Genomic DNA, 18,327 nt, shown 5'->3' on the forward strand with positions numbered 1-18,327 from the left:
GCACCGTCCGTGAAGGGCTCCTTGAGGGAATCTGATTCCCTCAAGGAGTCCTTCACGGATCTCAAGGCCCGGTCAGCTGGCCGAGTCCAGTGGGTTCGGGCCCAGGTCCGTAGGCAAGCCGAGCTTGCCGGGGTTCAGCAAGCCCGCCGGGTCCAAAGCCCGCTTCACCTCGACGAACGTCCCGAACCCAGTGCCGAGCGCGTCCGCCAGATAAGGCCCCCGCAGCAGTCCCGACCCGTGGTGGTGGCTCAGCGCCGCCCCGTGCCGCACCAGCACCGCGTTCGCCGCGTCCCAAGCCGACCGGTACCAGTGCCGCCGCTTCTCCGGCTCCACGTCCCCGCGCAGCGAGAAGTACAGGCAAGCCCCATCGGTGTAAGCGTGCGACTGGTGCGCCGAAGCAGCCAGAGTCCCCGGCACCGCCTCGATCGCGGCGACCACCTCGTCGTAGATCGCCGGGAGCGCGGACCACGCACCGGCCATCTCGAGAGTGTCGGCGACGAAGCCCGGGCCGGGCGTGAACCCGTCGGCGGACTTGCCGACCAGCATCCGCTCGTCCAGCCAGCGTTCGAACACCGGCTGACCGTCCAATTCGGACCCATCAGCCGCGCATTCCTCCGCGCTGACCTTGATCATCGCGTCGACCAGCACCGGGTCGCCCTCGTCGGCGATGAGCAGCAGGTTGGTGTCCGGCTGCCCGAAGTGCGTGCCGCTCTCGTGCTTGTCGTACAGGCGCATCGCGGCCGGGGTGGCGCCGCGCTGCATGATCCGGCGGCAGGCGTCGAGCCCGGCGGCGAAGGTCTCGAAGCCGTACGCGATGGCCTTCGAGTACGTCGGCAGCGGGTGCGTGCGCAGCCGCACCGAGGTGATCACGCCGAGCGTGCCTTCCGAGCCGACGAACAGCTGCCGCAGGTCCGGGCCGGTCGCGGCGCGCGGGTAGTCGCCGAAGCGGGCCAGCGTGCCGTCGGCGAGGACGACGTCGAGGCCGACGACCATGTCCTCGATTTTCCCGTACCGCGTGGACAGTTGCCCGGCACCGCGGCAGGCGACCCAGCCGCCGACCGTCGAGATCGCGAACGCGGACGGCCAGTGTCCAGTCGTCGCGCCGTGCGTCTCCTGCAGCTCCTTCTCGAACAGGTCGCCGAACATGCCCGCCTGCACTTCGACGATCTGCGATTCGGCGTCGAACGACACGATCTTGTTGAGCCCGCACACATCCAGCACGACCCCGCCGTACACCGGCAGCGCGGCGCCGGTGACGTTGCTGCGTCCGGCCGACACGGTCAGCGGCACCCGGTGTTCGCCGCACAGCCGGACCGCGGCCTGGATCTGCTCGACGGTGCTCACCTCGGCGATCACCGCGTCCGGGGTCGCCGGGGCATCCGCGGTCTCGCCGATCATCGAGCCGGCCCACCAGTCGCGGGTGCGCAGCACGACCTCGTCGCGTTCGGTGTGCACCGCGTCCGCCAGCTCGCGCAGCGCATCGGTCAGCGCGGCGGGCACGGCCACGGCCGCCGTCTGCAGCGACGCGTCGCCCTTGCCGGGCTCAGTGCGTCCGCCCCAGCGCGGCGGCGTCGGCGCGCCGACCACGTAATTGCCCCGGTTGAACGGGTGCGTGACGGTCTGACGGCTGATCATGCGTTGGCTCCCAACAGGTTGTCTCCGAACAGGATCGACTTCTCCCGGGCGACGTCCGCCCGGTACTGCTCCACTTGCGCCGCAACGGTTTCCGGGCTGAGACCGAGTTCCGCGCCGAGCAGTTCGCCCACCAGCGGCGCGGCCGCGACCGACGCGTCCCGGGCGAACAGCCGCAGCCGGGTCCGCCGCGACAGGACGTCGTCCACCGAGCGCGCCATCTCCGAACGCGCCGCGAACACGACCTCGGCCTTGAGGAACGGCTGCCCCTCGATGAGCGGCTCCCCCAGCTCCGGGTTCTCGTCGACCAGGGCGCTCACGAACCGCGCCTCGGTCCCGTACCGGCCGCCGAGGTGCGCGGCGACGCCACCGGTCGCGGCCGTCGCCTCCGCGTCGTATCCAGCACCGCCGATGAGCGGCAGATTCTTGGTGCGGCACTTGGCTTTCCGGCCCAGCAGGCCGAGCGCCTTGTCCACGACCAGCTCGCCCATGTGCCTGCTCGTGGTGAGCTTGCCGCCGGTCACCGTGACCATGCCCGCAGACACCGTGATGTGGTGGTCGCGGCGCATGTCCAGCGTCGCGCCCTCCTTGCCGCCGACGAGCGGGCGCAGGCCCGCGTAGCTGCCCAGCACGTCGCTGGCGTCCAGCTTGGTGTCGAAGGCGATCTGGGCTCCTTCGAGGAGGAAGTCCATCTCCTCGCGGGTGCAGTGCACGTCGTCGGTGGAGCCGGTGTAGTCGGTGTCGGTGGTGCCGACCACGACGACGTCGCCCCACCGCGTGCAGGTGGCTCGCCGAGCGCGGCCCGGGATCGGCACTGTGACGGTGCAGTCGTTGCGGATCTTCGACCACGGCAGCACGATGTGCACGCCCTTCGCCGGGCGGACCTGCGGCTGGTGCCCGTGATCGGCCATGCCCTCGACCCGGTCGGCCCACACGCCGGTCGCGTTCACCACGACGCGCGCCCGGATGTCGATCTCCTCGCCGTCGGCTAGCACCGTCGCACCGGTGACCCGCCCGCCTGCGGTGCGCAGCCCGGTCACTTCGGCGCCGTTGACCACCACCGCGCCGTGCCGGGCGGCGCTGCGCACGATCGCCAGCGTCAGCCGTGCGTCATCAGCGCGGCTGTCGTAATACATCAGGCCGCCCTTGAGGTTCTCCGCGCGGAGCGTCGGGGCGTGCGAGAGCACCTCGTCGACAGTGAGCCGCTGGTGCAGCTTCCCGATCCGCCAGCCGCCCGCGAGATCGTATGTCCACAAGAGACTCTCGAAAGCCTTGGCGATGCGGGCGTCGAACACCCCGTCCTTCGCCAGGATCGGGAACAGGAAAGGCAGCCGCTGCACCAGATGCGGGGCGTTGCGGCGGAACCGCTGCCGCTCCAGCAGCGAATGCCGGACCAGGTCGAGGTTGCCCTGCTCGATGTAGCGCAGCCCGCCGTGCACCATTTTGGACGATTTGGACGAGGTGCCGGACGCGAAGTCGTCGCGCTCCACCAGCGCCACTTTCAGGCCTCGCGAGACGGCGTCCAGCGCGGTGTACGCGCCGGTGACGCCGCCGCCGATCACCAGCACGTCGAACGTGCCGGTTTCGAGGTCGGTCAGTGCCGCGCGGCGGTCCAGCCGCAACGGCGCGGACAGGGTCGCCCTCGCGGCGACGGCGTTCGGCCGTCGGGACGGCAGTGTGAACATGAGCTTGTCTCTCCACTCAAAGTTGAAAACGTCCACAAAGGACGGTCAGGACAGCGACACCGCGAGCACGTCCTGCCAGCGGGCGCGCAGTTCGCGCCGTTCGTCCTCGGGCAGCTGAGGTTCGAAGACCTCGCCTTTCCCCAAGTTCGCAACGGCTTCGGCCAACGACGGCCACAAGCCCAGCCGGACGCCCGCGAGATACGCGGCACCCCGCAGGCTGGCGGTCGCCGAATCGGCCACTCGTTCGATCTCGACACCGGCGAAATCGGCTTGGCTTTGCAGGAGGACGTCGCTGGCGGCCAACCCGCCACCGGCGCGCAGGCGGGTCACCGGCCGGTTCATCGTCGTCCGCAGCGCGTCGACGGTGTCGCTCACCGCGTGCGCGATCCCGTCGAGCACCGCGCGCGCCACCACGTCGCGGGTGGTGGCCAGGCTCAGCCCGGTCAGCACCCCGCGCGCACCGGGCCGCTGCACCGGTGTGCGCAGCCCGGCCAGCGTCGGCACGAACCAGGTCGAGGTGCTTCTCGGCTGAGCCGCCGCCAGTTCGCTGATCTCGGCGGCGGAACGGAACAACCCGAGATCCTCGGTGAGCCACCGCAAGGCAGAACCGGTGGTCGAGGTGTAGGCCTCCAGGCTGAACCGGCTGTGGCCCGCGCTGCGCCAGCCGACCAGGCAGAGCACACCGTCGACCTTGCCGAGCCCGTCCGGCGGTTCGTCACCGGCCAGCGCGCCGACGAAGGTGCCGGTGCCGTGCACGCACGTGCCCTGCCCCGGAGTCAGCGCACCGAGCGCGATCAGGGACGCGTGCTGGTCGCCCATCACCGCGGCGATCGGCACCTCGATGCCGAGCAGGTCCGGGTCGGTGTAGCCGAAATCGCCGTCGTCGTCGACCGGCGGCGGGGCCAGCTCAAGCGGGAAACCCAGTGCTGCCAACCATTCCTGGTCCCACGCGTGCTCGCGCAGCCGGTACCCGCCGAACGCGACGGCGTTGGTCGCCGACATGACATATCTGGTGCGTCCGCTGAGATGCCACACGAGCCAGGTGTCCACCGAACCGAACAGCACGCGGTCGGCAGGCACGTCAAGCTGGTCGAGCTGCCGCGCCGCCCACAGGAACGGGGCACGGGTGCCGACCGGGCGGCCGGTTCGCTCCCACAGCACCGGATCCCACTCCGGAGCGAGCTTCGCCAGTTCGTCGGCATACCGGGTGTCCTGCCACACCACGGCCGGAGCCAGCGGCTGCCCGGTCTCGCGGTCCCACAGGATCGCGGTCGCGCGCTGTGTGCACACCGACATCCCGACGATCTCGACGCCGTTCTCCCCCGACCACGCGATCGCCTGGCGGGCGACGTCGACGGTGCGTTCCAGCAGCTGCACCGCGTCTTGCTCCACCCGCGACGGTTCCGGATGGACGACGTCGACGGCGGTGTAGAACGACGGACCGCACACGCCGTCCTCGCCGACGACCGCGGCTCGCGTGCCGGTCGAACCTTCGTCGACGGCCAGGATTCCGCGCCGCGTCACGCCGTCCTCCCCGGCAGCGAGATCTCCTCGTCGTCCGGGTCGACGCCGCTGCGGGTCGGGTCCCAGCGCACGATCAGGCAGGACACCAGGCCGAGCAGCGGCACCACGGCGAGCAGCGCGATCGTCGGGCCGAGGCCCATCGCTTCCTTGATCTGCGGGAACACGTACAGCCCGACGACACTGCCGAAGCTCCCGAGCATGCCGGTCACGCCGGTGCCGAGGGTGCGGATGTCGCTGCGGTAGGACAGCGCCGCGATCGACTTGCCGTTCGCGCCGGGTCCGGCCGAATGGAAGAAGATGAACAGGAACGGCAGCAGGAACCCGATCGCGATCGGCAGCTTCCCGAAGCCCAGCCCCATCACCAGCAGGATGGCGAACGCGAACGCGTAGCCGACCGCCGAGCTGACCCGCAGCCCGATCTTGCGGCCGAAGTAGGCCGACAGCGCGCCGCCGACGATCCCGGCGACGTTGAAGATCATCGACCCGAGCGTGGCCGTTTCGAATTTGTCGCCGAAGATCGCGAGGCTGATCACCGGCAGGTACCAGCCGATCGCGAAGTACTGCATCGCCTGGGTCAGCGAGATCGCCGTGGACAGGAAGGTGCGCTGCAGGTACGGCTTGCGGAACAGCACGCCCGCCTGCCGGAAGCCGATCTTGCGCTCCTCGGCGGCGGTGTCGTCGGCGCTCGCGGTTCCCGGCGTCACCTGGAAACCGTAGATCCGGCGGAGGCTGCTCGCCGCTTCGGACAGCCGCCCCTTCGCCGCGAGCCACGACGGGCTTTCGGCGAGGAACGCGATCTGCAGCACCAGCAGCGCGAGCGCGAAGACCCCGGCCGAGCCGACCGACCAGCGCCAGATTTCCACCGAAACGCCTGCCTTGTAGAAAACCAGCGTCAGCGCGAGGTTCACCGTGGTGGCGACGTACCAGACGGACTGCCACAGGTTCAGCCGTCCGCGCAGCTTCGCCGGGGTGTACTCGGCGAGCAGGGCCATGGCGACCGCGAAGTCGATGCCGTAGGCGACGCCGACCAGCCCGCGCCCGGCCCAGACCGCCTCGAAACTGCCGCCGGTGGCGGTGAGCACCGCGCCGAGCCCGGCGATCGCCTTGGCCGCGATCAGCGGCTTGACCCGGCCGATCCGCGCGGCCAGCCAACCGCCCGCCGGGTTGAACAGGATGGCGACCGCGGGCGCGGTCGCGGTAAGCAGGCCGACCTGTCCCGCACTGAGGCCGAGTTCCTTCGTCATCGGCGCGAGGCCGGCGCCGAGCGCGGCGTTCGAGTAGGCGTCGAGGAACAGCCCGCCCAGGACCAGGTACCACAGCAGGTTCGCCTTGCGCGGCAACTTCGACAACGTGTTGATCAGCGCGGTGACCTGCGAAACATTCGCGATCGATCGCGGCGCTGCGACCGTGGGAGAACTCATGGACCGCCAACTTTCTGCGCTGGCTGTCAGCGATCCCGGCATACGAAAAAACAGACACGACGAAGACCGCTGACAGTGGCTCTTCGTCTGTGCCTGTCTGAGAACGCAAGATTAAGCGGCGCGCTCGCGGGCGTCAAGCTGCCCGCGAGCGCGCGTCCGTCAGAGCACCTTCTGCAGGAAAGCCTGAGCGCGCGGGTTCGCGTTGCTGTCGGAGAAAAACTCGGCCGGCGGCAGGTCCGCAGCGATCTTCCCGCCGTCCACAAACACCACCCGGTCAGCGACCTTGCGCGCGAACCCCATCTCGTGCGTGACCACCAGCATCGTCATCCCGTCCTTCGCCAGCTCCGACATGATGTCGAGGACGTCCTGCACCACCTCAGGGTCCAACGCCGACGTCGGCTCGTCGAACAGCATCAGCTTCGGATCCATCGCAGCCGCGCGAACGATCGCCACGCGCTGCTTCTGCCCGCCGGACAGCCGGTTCGGATAAGCGCCAGCGCGTTCGAGCATGCCGACGCGCTCCAGCAGGGCGCGCGCCTTCGCCTCGGCCTCTTCCTTGCTCCGCTTGAGCACATTCATCTGCGGCAACACGACATTGCGCAGCGCGGTCATGTTCGGGAACAGGTTGAAGTGCTGGAACACCATGCCCATCCGGGACCGCAGCCGGTCGAGGTCGACGCCGCGGCCAGTCAGTTCCTCGCCGTCGAACGAGACGCTGCCCGAAGTCGGGGTTTCCAGCAGGTTGAGACAGCGCAGGAAGGTGGACTTGCCGCCGCCGCTGGGCCCGATCACCGCGACCACCTGGCCGGGTTCGATCGCGAAGTCGATCCCGTCGAGCACCTTCACGTCGCCGTAGGACTTGGTCAGGCCGTGGACTTCCAGGAGTGCCATCAGATGTACACCGCCATCTTCTTCTCAAGGGTGCGCGTCGTGAAGCTGATCAGGTTGGTGAGCAGGTAATACAGCAGGCCGATGAACAGGTACACCGTCAGCGCGTCGAAGGTGCGCGAGATGATGGTCTGCCCCACCAGGAACAGCTCGTGAATGGTCACAAAGGACACCAGCGCCGAGTTCTTCGTCAGCGACACGAATTCGTTGCCCAGCGGCGGAAGCATCCGCAGGAACGCCTGCGGGATGATCACGTGCCGCATCGCCGACACCTGCGACATGCCGCACGACCGCGCCGCTTCCAGCTGTCCGCGATCGATCGATTGCACCGCGCCACGGAAGATCTCGGTCACGTACGAACCGCTGTAGAGGCCGAGCGAGATGATTCCCGCTGTCATGGGCGGAAGCTGCACGCCGAGCTGCGGCAGTCCGAAGTAGATGAAGAACAGCTGCACCACGAACGGCGTCCCGCGGATCACTGACACGTAGACGTTGCCGATCCACCTGATCGGCGCGATCTTGCTCAGCTTGGCGAATCCGCCGAGCGTGCCGAGCAGCAGGCTCAACGCCAGCGCCAGCAAAATCACCTGGAGGCTGACCAGCAGGCCCTGCCAAAGCTGTCCTGAGGAATCGACGATGGTGGAGAAGTTGAACAGCGAGTGCCCGCCCGACTTCGCCGCGGTGCTCTCCGCGCCGAACCACTTTTCGGTGGCCTGCTTGTACGAACCGTCGTCGTGCATCTGCTTGAGCGAGGCGTTGAACGCGGTCCGCAGTTCGGTGTCGGCCTTCTGGAAGGCGTAGCCGTAGTTCTCTTCGGTCAGCCGGTCGCCGACCTGCTTGAGCCCGCCCTGCTGCGCGATGAAGTACTTCCCGGCCGGAGCCCCGGTCACGACGGCGTCCGCCTGGCCCAGCTTGACCGACGAGAACATCTGCTCGTTGGTCTGCGCCGTGATCAGCTGCGCGGCGGGCTGGTGCTGGGTGAGCCAGTCGACCGACTTCGTGCCTACCTGGACCGCGACCCGCTTGCCGGCGAGATCCTTGAGCGAACCGACGGAGTTGTCCTTGTCGGAGACGAAAACCGCGAGGCCGCCCGGGTAGTAGATGTCCGAGAAGTCGACGGCCTTCTGCCGCGCGGGGCTGATGTAGATCGCCGACGCGCCGACGTCGATCTGGTTCGCCTGCAGCGCCGGGACGATGTTGCCGAACGGCATCTGGACGAAGTCGACCTTCTTGACGCCCGCCCGCTGCGCGAGGGCCCGGACGAGGTCGATGTCGAAGCCGAGCTGGCCGCCCTTGGCGTCGGTGAACTCGAACGGCGGGAACGTCGCGTCGGTGCCGACCCGGAGCGTCGTCTGCCCGGACCGCAGGGCGGCGAGCTTCCCGCCCTGTGGTTCGGCCGCGATCGCCGCGCTCGTCGGCAAAAACGCGAGCAGGCAGGCCAGCAGCACGGCGCCGAGCCGCGGCCAGATTCGCTGAGGGGGCATTTCAATGTCCTTCCGGGACCGGACGGCTCGTCACGAGCGTGTGCGCGAGGCGGGCCGCGATCCGGGCTGTGCGGGTGTCGACGTCGTAGACGGGGTTCAGTTCGGTGATGTCGGCGAGGGCGAGCTTCGGGTCTCTCGCGACCAGCCGGCACACCTCGAGGACGACCGCGGCGGGTACGCCGAGGGTCGAAGGAGCGCTGACCCCTGGCGCCTGCGCGGCGGGGAGCACGTCGAGATCGATCGACAGGTACAGCGCGTCGACGTCCGCGACGAAGGCCCGGACGAAGTCGAGAACTCTATCGAGATGGCGTTCCTGGCAGTCGACGTCCAGGAGGTGGCTGACGTTCAGTTCCGCGGCCGTCTCGAACAACGCGCCGGTGTTGCCGGGTTCGCTGATTCCGACCACGGCGTAGGCGAATTCCGCGCCGCGTTCGGCTTCCCGGGCGGCGATCTGCCGGAACGGGGTGCCCGAGGACGCGCGGTCGGCGGTCCGCAGGTCGAAGTGCGCGTCGAGGTTGAGGATGCCGAGGCGGCGGCCGTCCAGCAGGCCGCTGCGGGCGAGGCCGAGGTAGGAGCCGTACGCCGTTTCGTGGCCGCCGCCGAGCACCAGCGGGAAATTTCCGTCGCTGAGCTGCTTCGCGACCAGCTCGCCGAGGTTTTCCTGCCCCGCTTCCAACGCATCGCCCTCGACGGAGACGTCGCCCGCGTCGCTGATCACGAACTCGGGCTGGATCGCGAACGACGCCAGCGCCTTCCGGATCGCTTCCGGCCCGGCCTGCGCTCCCGGGCGTCCGCCGTTGCGCCGGACTCCGGCGTCGCTGGCGAACCCGATCAGCGAAACGCCTGGGCCGCTGGAGAATTCGTTGACGGCGTGGTGCCATCGGCGATGTTCCGGACTGCTGCCGTCCTCGCGGCCGGTCCATGGGGTGGTGCTCACACGTGCTCCTGCAATCGGCTGATGTCCTGCGCGGCGGCGTGGGTGAGCGTGACGAGGGAATCGCGGCGCGGGCGCACACGGAAATCCGGGGCCATCGTGCTCACCGTGCCGACAAGGTGGCGATGCCGGTCCAGCACCGGCACGCTCACGCCCCACACCCCCGGATCGACCTGGCCGACGCTCTCCGCGAAGCCCTGGTCGCGCACCCGGCGCAGCTCGCTCTCCAGCTTCCCGACCTGCTCGCCGCTCAGCCCGTGCGCCTCGGCGGTCGCCGCGACCCGGTCCTCCGGCAGGTGCGCCAGCAAAGCCTGCGCACTCGCCCCGAAGACGAGCGGCTTGCTCAGCCCCGGCGAGAAACTGCACCGGATCACGCGGGTTCCCTCGGCCGCTTCGACGCAGAGCACGTCGTTGTCGCGAGCGATGAGGAACGCGGCGAGCTCGTCGGTGTCGGCCGCGAGCTGCCGCAGCCGCCGCTTGACGCCGCCCTGGCCGAGCGCCTCGCGGCGGTAGTTCTCGGCCATCTGGACGGTGAGCGAGCCCGCGCAGTAGCGGCCGCGCGTGCGCGCCTGGTGCACGAGGCCGATCTCGACGAACGTCGTCAGGTAGCGGTACACGGCACTGGAGGGAATGCCCGTGCCGACGGAGATCTCCTCCGCCGTGGCGCTCTCCCGCTCGGCGAACACCGCCAGGATCCGCGCCGCCCTGGTCCCGGCCTTCCGGTTGGCATCCGCGCTTGTCATGGCGCGCACGCTACGTCGCGGTCCAGCGGGTTCCTAGCGGGTATTCCCAGTTAATGGGAAGTTTATTCCCGGTGATTGGCTGTGTGCGGAGCGAAGCGGGCGGACCCGCCCCTCAGCGAGAGCGTTCTCCGCTGGGCGGACAGGTCGGATCCCGATAGTTCGGCCCGGCGATCCTGCTGACGAACTCGGTGCTCTCGCTGACTCGCCGCGCCTTGGGGAACTGGACGCGGAACTGCTCGGCGAGGACTTCGATGCCGGTCTGGTCCATCGGCACCACGGTCACCAAGGACGGCATGGTGTCCGCGCTGGTCAGCTCCAGCAGCTCCGGCTCGTTCGCGAACATCTTCCGGAACCTCGCGTAGCCGTCCTGTTGGGTCTCGGTGTAAGACCGCAGGACCCGAGGGTCGCCGCGCAGCGCCCAGGCGACGGCCGCCATCTCGGCATCGGTGCCGAGCATGACGGTCACGGTGTTGGCGCAGACGTCGCGGTCGCCGATCGGGATCGCACCGTCCGGCAACGCATACCCGCCCAGGTAGCGTCCGCCGAACAGCCACCAGCCCGAACCGCCCAGCACGGCGACGGCGGCCAGCACGACCGCTGCCATCGCCAGCCGGTACCAGCGAGCCGGGCGTGACCGGTGCGACAGCAGGGCCGATGGCGGGGCCTCCGGTTTCCCGGGCTCGTTTTCTCCACCGGAATCCCGGGTGTTCATGACGTTTCCTTAGGGCACGGTTCGCGGTTCCCTGATGATCGGGTACGGGGACCCCCGCCGTTACGGGCAAAAGCCGCAATGCGGCGTTCGGCACATCCCGCGCCTCGCACGGTGTTGAGAACCGGAAACTCCCGCGACACGGGCAAATGCCGTACGGAATACTCCCCTCTCGTGTTCCTGACAGTCACCACGACCCATCAGCCCGCTTCCGACCTGGGATTCCTGCTGCACAAGCACCCAGGCCGGGTGCAGTCGTTCGAGCTTTCCGCCGGGCAAGCGCACGTCTTCTACCCCGAGGCGTCCGACGAGCGGTGCACCGCCGCGCTGATGCTCGAAGTCGACCCAGTGGCTCTGGTGCGCGGCAAGGCGGGTTCCGGCGACGGGTTCACCCTCGGCCAGTACGTGAACGACCGCCCGTACGCGGCGTCGAGCCTGCTTTCGGTGGCGTTGAAGGAAGTCTTCCGCACCGCGCTCACCGGCCGGTGCAAGTCGCATCCGGAGCTGGCGGCCCGGCCGATTCCGCTGGACATCCGGGTGCCCGCGTGCCCGGGCGGCACCGACCTGGTGCGGCGGATGTTCGAGCCCCTCGGCTGGACGGTCGAGGCGACCGTGCTCCCGCTCGATCCGGAATTCCCGCAGTGGGGCGATTCGCGCTATGCCGACCTCCGGCTGACCGGCGAGCTCCGGCTGGCCGACGCGCTCAACCACGTCTACGTGCTGCTGCCGGTCCTGGACAACGCGAAGCACTACTGGGTCAGCGAAGAGGAGATCGACAAGCTCGTGCGAGCCGGCGGCGACTGGCTCGCCGGACATCCGGAGAAGGAGCTCATCACCCGCCGCTATCTCGCGCATCGCCGATCCTTGACGACCGCCGCGCTGACCCGGCTGGCCGAAGTGGACGATTCGGAGCCCGAGGAGATCGACAACGCGCTCGCCGCGCCCGCCGTTCTTGAGGTGCCGGACCGTCCGGTGCCGTTGGCCGAGCAGCGGCGCGGCACGATCATGGCCGTGCTGCGGTCGCTGGGCGCCCGTTCGGTCGGCGACTTCGGCTGCGGCGAGGGCGCGCTGGTGCGCGACCTCCTGGCCGAACGGTCGGTGGAGCGGATCGTGGCCGCGGACGTGTCGGCTCGCGCGCTGCAGGTCGCGGCGCGGAAGCTGCGGCTGGAGCGGATGTCCGAACGGGAGCGGGCCAGGCTGGAGCTGCTGCAGTCCTCGCTCACCTACCGCGACGAACGGCTCGCGGGCCTCGACGCGGCCGTGCTGATGGAAGTCGTCGAGCATGTCGACCCGCCGCGGCTCCAAGCGCTGGAGCGGACGGTGTTCGAGTTCGCCGCGCCGGGCGCGGTCGTCGTGACCACGCCCAACCGCGAGTACAACGTGCGGTTCGAGACGTTGCCCGCTGGCAAGCTGCGGCACCGGGACCACCGTTTCGAGTGGACCCGCGCCGAGTTCCGCGCTTGGGCGGACCGGGTCGCGAGCAACCACGGCTACAGCGTGCGGATGCTGCCCGTCGGCTCCGACGATCCCGAAGTCGGCCCGGCGACGCAGCTGGCCCTGTTCACGAAAGGCGGTGCGGCATGAGCACGCTTGAGATTCCCGACCTGTGTCTCGTCGTGCTGGTCGGCGCGAGCGGGTCCGGAAAATCGACGTTCGGCCGCGCACAGTTCAAGGCGACCGAGGTCATTTCGTCGGACTTCTGCCGCGGGCTGGTGTCCGACGACGAGAACGACCAATCCGCGACCAAGGACGCGTTCGACGTCCTGCACTACATCGTCGGCAAACGGCTCGCCGCCGGGCGGCTGACCGTGATCGACGCGACCAACGTGCAGCCTGACGCGCGCAAATCGCTGGTCGCGCTGGCCAAGGAGCACGACGTGCTGCCGGTGGCGATCGTGCTGGACATGCCGGAATCGCTTTGTGCCGCGCGCAACGAAAGCCGCGTGGATCGGACCTTCGGCGCGCAGGTGATCCGGCGGCAGCGCGATCAGCTGCGGCGCGGGTTGCGCAGTCTGCAGAAGGAAGGCTTCCGAACGGTGCACGTCCTGCGCACCCCGGAGGAGGCCGACGAAGCGACGATCACGCGCGTCCCGCTGTACAACGACTTGCGGCACGAGACCGGACCGTTCGACATCGTCGGCGACATCCACGGCTGTCGTGTCGAACTCGAAGCGCTGCTCACCGAACTCGGCTACACCCTCGAACGCGACGAGCAGGGCCGCGCGATCGGGGCACAGCATCCCGGACGACGGGCGGTGTTCGTCGGCGATCTCGTCGACCGCGGTCCGGACACGCCGGGCGTGCTGCGGCTCGTGATGGGCATGGTGCGCGCCGGAAATGCCTTCTGTGTCACCGGAAACCACGAGCACAAGCTGCTGCGCGCGTTGCGGGGCCGGAATGTGCAGGTCACGCACGGGCTCGCGGAATCGCTGGAGCAGCTCGCCGCCGAACCGGCCGAATTCCGCGCTGAGGCGCACGACTTCATGGACGGTCTGATCAGCCACTACGTCCTCGACGGCGGCAAGCTGGTCGTCGCGCACGCGGGGATCACCGAACGCTTCCAGGGCCGCGCGTCCGGACGCGTGCGGAGCTTCTGCATGTACGGGGAGAGCACCGGCGAGACCGACGAATTCGGCCTGCCCGTGCGCTATCCGTGGGCGAACGAGTACCGGGGCCGCGCGATGGTCGTCTACGGGCACACTCCCGTGCCCTCGCCGGAGTGGGTGAACAACACTCTGTGCCTGGACACCGGGTGCGTGTTCGGCGGAACCCTGACCGCGTTGCGGTATCCGGAAAAGGAGATCGTCTCGGTCCCGGCGGCCGAGGTCTATTACGAGCCCGCCAAGCCGTTCCCGGCCAACCCGTCGGCCGCGGAGCCGGTCGCGCACCGCGACCCGGGCGTTCTCGACGTCACCGATGTCCTGGGCCGCCGGGTGATCGAAACCGCGTACCAGAAGCGGATCGGCGTCCGCGAGGAGAACGCGGCGGCGGCGCTGGAGGTGATGTCGCGGTTCGCGATCGACCCGCGCTGGCTGGTCTACCTGCCGCCGACGATGTCGCCGGTCGCCACCGCGACGGCCGACGGGCTGCTGGAGCACCCGAGCCAAGCGTTCGACTACTTCCGCGCGGAGGGCGTGGATTCCGTGGTGTGCGAGGAAAAGCACATGGGTTCGCGTGCGGTCGCGCTCGTGTGTCGCTCGCTCGACGCGGCCCGCGCCCGCTTCGGCGCGCCCGGCGATGCGTTGGGTGCGGTGTGGACGCGGACCGGACGGCACTTCTTCACCGAAACGCTGACCGCCGAAGTGGTCGACCGGATCCGTGCTGCCGCGGAAAAGGCGGGCCTGTTCGACGAACTCGGCTCGGACTGGTTGCTGCTCGACGGCGAACTGCTGCCGTGGAGCGTCAAAGCCGAGCAGTTGCTGCGCGAGCAGTACGCGGCTGTCGGCGCTGCCGCCCGCTCGGCGCTTCCCGCTGCCGCGACCGCGCTAGCCGCCGCTGATGCCTCGGGCCTCGACGTGTCGGCTTTGCTGGAGCGCACGAATTCCCGCGCAGCCAACGCGGACGCGTTCGCCCAGTCGTACCGGCGCTATTGCTGGCCGACCGACGGCCTCGACGGTGTGCGTTTCGCGCCGTTCCAGGTGCTGGCGTCGGCTGGGCACGCGCATCACCAGCAAAGCCACGACTGGCACCTGGCGCTGGCCGACCGGCTCGTCGAGAGCAGCGACGGTTTCCTTGCCCCGACGAGACGGATGTCGGTCAGCACCACCGACCCCGCCTCCGTCGCGGCGGCCGTCGACTGGTGGACCGCCCTCACCGCGCGGGGCGGCGAGGGCATGGTGGTCAAACCGGCCGCGAACCTGGTGCGCGGATCGCGCGGCCTGGTGCAGCCGGGGCTGAAGGTCCGCGGGCGCGAGTACCTGCGGATCATCTACGGCCCGGATTACACCGAGGAACGCCACCTGTCCCGGCTGCGGCAACGAGGCCTCGGGCACAAGCGCTCGCTGGCGCTGCGCGAGTACGCCCTTGGCCTGGAAGCTCTGGATCGGCTCGCCCGCGACGAGCCGATGTGGCGCGTGCACGAGTGCGTTTTCGCCGTGCTGGCACTGGAATCCGAGCCGGTGGACCCTCGCTTGTAGACAGTGCGGGCGGCATAAACCGGTGCGTTTTGGCGGGGTTCGCGGAAACGCACCGGTTTGCCGTCACTCAAGCCGTGTACGGGGACCGCTGCTCCAACGACGGACTCACATCCGGATGCCGCCCCTCCTGACCCGGCACCGGCGTCACAGTCGGAGCCTGCAGATCCGTCTCCGACCGCCGCGCCAGCCGCTCGTCGCGTGAGCCAGGATCAACAACCCGACGACACGCGGCGAGCCACGCCCGCCGAGGCCGACATCGCGCGCACGCGAGCACATTTCGCAGTACTCGCACGAGGAATCCGCACCGGTCAGCCCTCAATTGCCGTCACTCAAGCCGTGTACGGGGACCGCTGCTCCAACGACGGACTCACATCCGGATGCCGACCCTCCTGACCCGGCACCGGCGTGATCGTCGGAGCCTGCAGATCCGTCTCCGACCGCCGCGCCAGCCGCTCGTCGCGGTGCGCGATCGCGTCGGCCACGTCCTGCTCGCCCCGGATCCGCGCCAGCGCGCCGAGCGTCGCGGCGTGGGCCAGTGCCAGGATCAGCAGCAGCACGCCCAGCCGTCCGACGACGCCGGGCAGGTCGCTCCCGCCGATGTCGACCGTCGAGATCAAGGCCAGGATGCCCAGCGTCCCGAGGTGGAACAACACGGTCACCAGGCGGGTCATCGAGGCGCCGGCTCCGGGGTCCCCGTAGGCGTTCGCGAGGTACCGGCGGCCGCTGCGGTAGATGATCCGGCCGTCCACCAGGACCAGCGCGATCCCGATCGCGAGGAACGAGAGATAGGCGTTGGTGCTCATGCCGGGTGCTCCTTTCCCTGCCGTGCTCCGGTCCTCCGGTTACCCGCGGCGCAGCACTGGAAACGGGGCCTTTCGGGTGCTCCGCATGCATCCGGCGGGCGATGATTGACCTGCCGCCGCACCGGGTAACCCGCAGTCCATGGTTCAGCGCGATGCGGACGGAACGGGCATGCTCACCGCGGCTGCGCCAGTGGTCGAGCTGCGCCTGCGGGCGAACGGGGAGCTGCTGTTCCTGGCCAGGCTGGTCGCCGAGGACATCGCCTCCTCGGCCGATTTCCGGCTCGACGAGGTCGCCGACCTCCGGCTGGCAGTCGACGAAGCGGTCGCGGCCCAGGCGCGACGGGCGGACGACGGCGCGTTCCTGGAATGCGCCTTCCGCTGCGCGGGCCGCATGACCGTGACAGTCACCACCACGACGACGTCGGCGTTCCCGCCCGGACCGGACGAGGTCGGCTGGCACATCCTGCGCGCGCTGACCGATTCGCTCGACGCCTGGACCGAACCCGCGCCCGGCTCCGACGGCTGGCGGCTCTGCGTCGAATTCGCCAAGGAGCCGCTCCGCTGGGAGCCCTGAGTTTCGCTTGCCTCCGAACGGGAATCCGGCCCGCATGCGCCGAGTGGACGAACTTCTCGCCGACCACGGCACGACTTTCGCCGAGGACGCCGGGATCAAGCTGGCCGACAAACCGCAACCGCTGTACCGGTTGCTGGTCCTCACGACGCTGCTCTCCACCCGGATCAGCGCCGACATCGCCGTCGCCGCCGCGCGGGAACTGTCTCGGTCCGGCTGGCGCTCCCCCGCCGCGATGCGCGATTCCACGTGGCAGCAACGCGTCGACGCGCTCGGCCGCGCCCACTACGTCCGGTATGACGAAAGCACTTCGCAACACCTCGGCGAAGGTGCCGATTTCATTCGCGACCGTTACGGCGACGACCTGCGCCGCATGGCCGACGCCGCCGACGGAGATCCGCAACGGCTGGAAAAACTCATCACCGAGTTTCCCCGGATCGGTCCGACCGGCGCGCAGATCTTTTGCCGCGAAGCACAGGCAGTGTGGCCATGGCTGCGGCCGTATTTCGACCGCAAGGCCTTGGCCGGCGCGAAGAAAGCCGGTCTGCCCACCGACCCGAAACGCCTGGCGAAACTGGTGCCCGGCGACGATTCGGCCCGGCTCGCGGCAGCGCTGGTGCGACGGAGCCTGCAGCGCTAGGCCGGGTGCTCCTCGACGCCCTGCCGCACGATCGCGACCGGGCACGGCGCGTGATAGGCCATCGCGTGGCTCACCGACCCGAGGAACGCACCTCGCAGCGCACCTCGGCCGTGCCCGCCGACCACCAGCAGCGTCGCCGCTTCGGCGTGGTCCAGCAACACCTCCGCCACGCTGCCGAGCGCGACCTCCCGCTGCACCACGACGTCCGGATGCCGTTCGCCGAGACCGGTCAGCGCCTCCGCGAGCAGCCGTTCGCCCTCGTCCTGCGGGCTCTGCTGCCCCTCGCCGCCGGAGCGGGCCGGGCCGAAGACGTCCTCCGGCGGTTCCGGCCACACGTGCACCGCGTGCAAGGCGCATCCGTGCCGGTCGGCGAAGTCGTACGCGTACCGCACCGCCGCGACGCTGGACGGCGACCCGTCCACCCCGACGACGACCCGCCGCGTCTTCTCCTTCGCCGGACGGACCACGACGACCGGACGCGCGCACGTGTGCACCACCTGCGAGGCCGTCGACCCGAGCAGCAGCCGGGGCAGCCCGCCGCGCCCGGACGCGCCGACGACGATCAGCTCCGCCTGCCGCCCGATGTCCGCCAGCTCCCAGCTCGCCCGCCCGAACCGCACCCGGGTGCGCACCGGCAGCCCCGGCCGCTTCCGGACGACCTCGGCGGCGACCTCGGCCAGCTCCTTCTCCGCGTAGTCCACAACGGACTGATCGGCCACGATCTCGCCCGCGACCGGGGTGATCACGCCGGGCACGAAATCGACGTTCGGCATCGGCAGCGTCATCGTCCGCACGAGGACCAGGCACGTCCCGAGCGCCTCCGCCTCGGCGGCGGCCCAGTCCACGGCCAAGCGGGCGCCGGCGGAACCGTCGTCCCCGACCACGACTCCCGGCTCGGCCTGGTTCGCCTCGTCCATCACCGCCTCCGTTCGCGCGCTTTCCGGTAGGTACCCGATCGCTTCGGACGGCAATCGGGCCGACGGCTGGTCAGCGAGGGTCGGGAGGTACGGGCGGTTCCGGCGGCGGCAGCGGACCCGGCCCGGGACGCGGCGGCGGGGCCGGTTCCGGCGGGAAGGGCGGCACCGGTGGCGGCGGCGACGGGACGGGCTCCGGTCCGGGCGGCACGGGGTGCACCATGACGGGCTCCTTCCTCGGTC

Annotated in this window: 15 protein-coding genes; 4 read left to right on the plus strand and 11 right to left on the minus strand. The window is 69.8% G+C overall.

All coding sequences use genetic code 11. The annotated features are described in order from the left end of the window. Positions 1-72: 72 nt before the first annotated feature. From AB5I40_RS08095 to AB5I40_RS08135, 9 genes are all read right to left on the minus strand, one after another. A complete protein-coding gene (locus AB5I40_RS08095; RefSeq protein ID WP_370937809.1) occupies positions 73-1,635 on the minus strand; it encodes an FAD-binding oxidoreductase in 1,563 nt (520 codons plus the stop codon). Then, a complete protein-coding gene (locus AB5I40_RS08100) occupies positions 1,632-3,317 on the minus strand; it encodes an FAD-dependent oxidoreductase (protein ID WP_370937810.1) in 1,686 nt (561 codons plus the stop codon). Before AB5I40_RS08100 ends, AB5I40_RS08095 begins: the two co-directional genes overlap by 4 nt. 45 nt (positions 3,318-3,362) lie before the next feature. Further along, positions 3,363-4,841, minus strand: coding sequence for an FGGY family carbohydrate kinase (locus AB5I40_RS08105; protein ID WP_370937811.1), 1,479 nt, complete (start codon positions 4,839-4,841; stop codon positions 3,363-3,365). Continuing rightward, a complete protein-coding gene (locus tag AB5I40_RS08110) occupies positions 4,838-6,262 on the minus strand; it encodes an MFS transporter (RefSeq protein ID WP_370937812.1) in 1,425 nt (474 codons plus the stop codon). The genes AB5I40_RS08105 and AB5I40_RS08110 overlap by 4 nt, the downstream gene beginning before the upstream one ends. Before the next feature lie 159 nt (positions 6,263-6,421). After that, positions 6,422-7,153, minus strand: coding sequence for an amino acid ABC transporter ATP-binding protein (locus AB5I40_RS08115; RefSeq protein WP_370937813.1), 732 nt, complete (start codon positions 7,151-7,153; stop codon positions 6,422-6,424). Continuing rightward, positions 7,153-8,634: an ABC transporter substrate-binding protein/permease gene (locus AB5I40_RS08120; RefSeq protein ID WP_370937814.1), complete on the minus strand. Its 1,482-nt coding sequence runs from the start codon at positions 8,632-8,634 to the stop codon at positions 7,153-7,155. The genes AB5I40_RS08115 and AB5I40_RS08120 overlap by 1 nt, the downstream gene beginning before the upstream one ends. A 1-nt stretch (position 8,635) precedes the next feature. Further along, on the minus strand, positions 8,636-9,571 hold the full coding sequence (hutG, locus tag AB5I40_RS08125) for a formimidoylglutamase (RefSeq protein WP_370937815.1): 936 nt from the start codon (positions 9,569-9,571) through the stop codon (positions 8,636-8,638). Next, positions 9,568-10,311, minus strand: coding sequence for an IclR family transcriptional regulator (locus AB5I40_RS08130; RefSeq protein ID WP_370937816.1), 744 nt, complete (start codon positions 10,309-10,311; stop codon positions 9,568-9,570). Before AB5I40_RS08130 ends, hutG begins: the two co-directional genes overlap by 4 nt. Before the next feature lie 112 nt (positions 10,312-10,423). Next, positions 10,424-11,023 (minus strand): permease-like cell division protein FtsX, encoded by a 600-nt coding sequence (locus AB5I40_RS08135; RefSeq protein WP_370937817.1) that lies wholly within the window; start codon positions 11,021-11,023, stop codon positions 10,424-10,426. Between the two features lie 171 nt (positions 11,024-11,194). On the opposite strand from AB5I40_RS08135, the gene AB5I40_RS08140 reads away from it, so the two are divergent. Together AB5I40_RS08140 and AB5I40_RS08145 are read left to right on the plus strand one after the other, a co-directional pair. Then, positions 11,195-12,604 (plus strand): 3' terminal RNA ribose 2'-O-methyltransferase Hen1, encoded by a 1,410-nt coding sequence (locus AB5I40_RS08140; protein WP_370937818.1) that lies wholly within the window; start codon positions 11,195-11,197, stop codon positions 12,602-12,604. Beyond that, positions 12,601-15,156, plus strand: a complete 2,556-nt coding sequence (locus tag AB5I40_RS08145; RefSeq protein ID WP_370937819.1) for a polynucleotide kinase-phosphatase — start codon at positions 12,601-12,603, stop codon at positions 15,154-15,156. The genes AB5I40_RS08140 and AB5I40_RS08145 overlap by 4 nt, the downstream gene beginning before the upstream one ends. 329 nt (positions 15,157-15,485) lie before the next feature. Here AB5I40_RS08145 and AB5I40_RS08150 read toward each other — a convergent pair whose 3' ends face one another. Then, positions 15,486-15,959, minus strand: a complete 474-nt coding sequence (locus AB5I40_RS08150) for a hypothetical protein (protein WP_370937820.1) — start codon at positions 15,957-15,959, stop codon at positions 15,486-15,488. A gap of 139 nt (positions 15,960-16,098) precedes the next feature. Here AB5I40_RS08150 and AB5I40_RS08155 point away from each other — a divergent pair, with 139 nt between their 5' ends. Further along, complete coding sequence (locus AB5I40_RS08155) at positions 16,099-16,533, plus strand: anti-sigma factor (protein WP_370937821.1); 435 nt, start codon at positions 16,099-16,101, stop codon at positions 16,531-16,533. 34 nt (positions 16,534-16,567) lie between these two features. After that, positions 16,568-17,170 (plus strand): endonuclease, encoded by a 603-nt coding sequence (locus AB5I40_RS08160; RefSeq protein ID WP_370937822.1) that lies wholly within the window; start codon positions 16,568-16,570, stop codon positions 17,168-17,170. Here the strand turns inward: AB5I40_RS08160 and AB5I40_RS08165 are convergent. Beyond that, positions 17,167-18,087 carry a universal stress protein gene (locus AB5I40_RS08165; protein WP_370937823.1) on the minus strand — a complete coding sequence of 307 codons (921 nt, stop codon included), beginning with the start codon at positions 18,085-18,087 and terminating at the stop codon, positions 17,167-17,169. The genes AB5I40_RS08160 and AB5I40_RS08165 overlap by 4 nt on opposite strands. Positions 18,088-18,327 lie beyond the last annotated feature (240 nt).

Source organism: Amycolatopsis sp. cg13, assembly GCF_041346965.1.
Taxonomy (GTDB): Bacteria; Actinomycetota; Actinomycetes; order Mycobacteriales; family Pseudonocardiaceae; genus Amycolatopsis.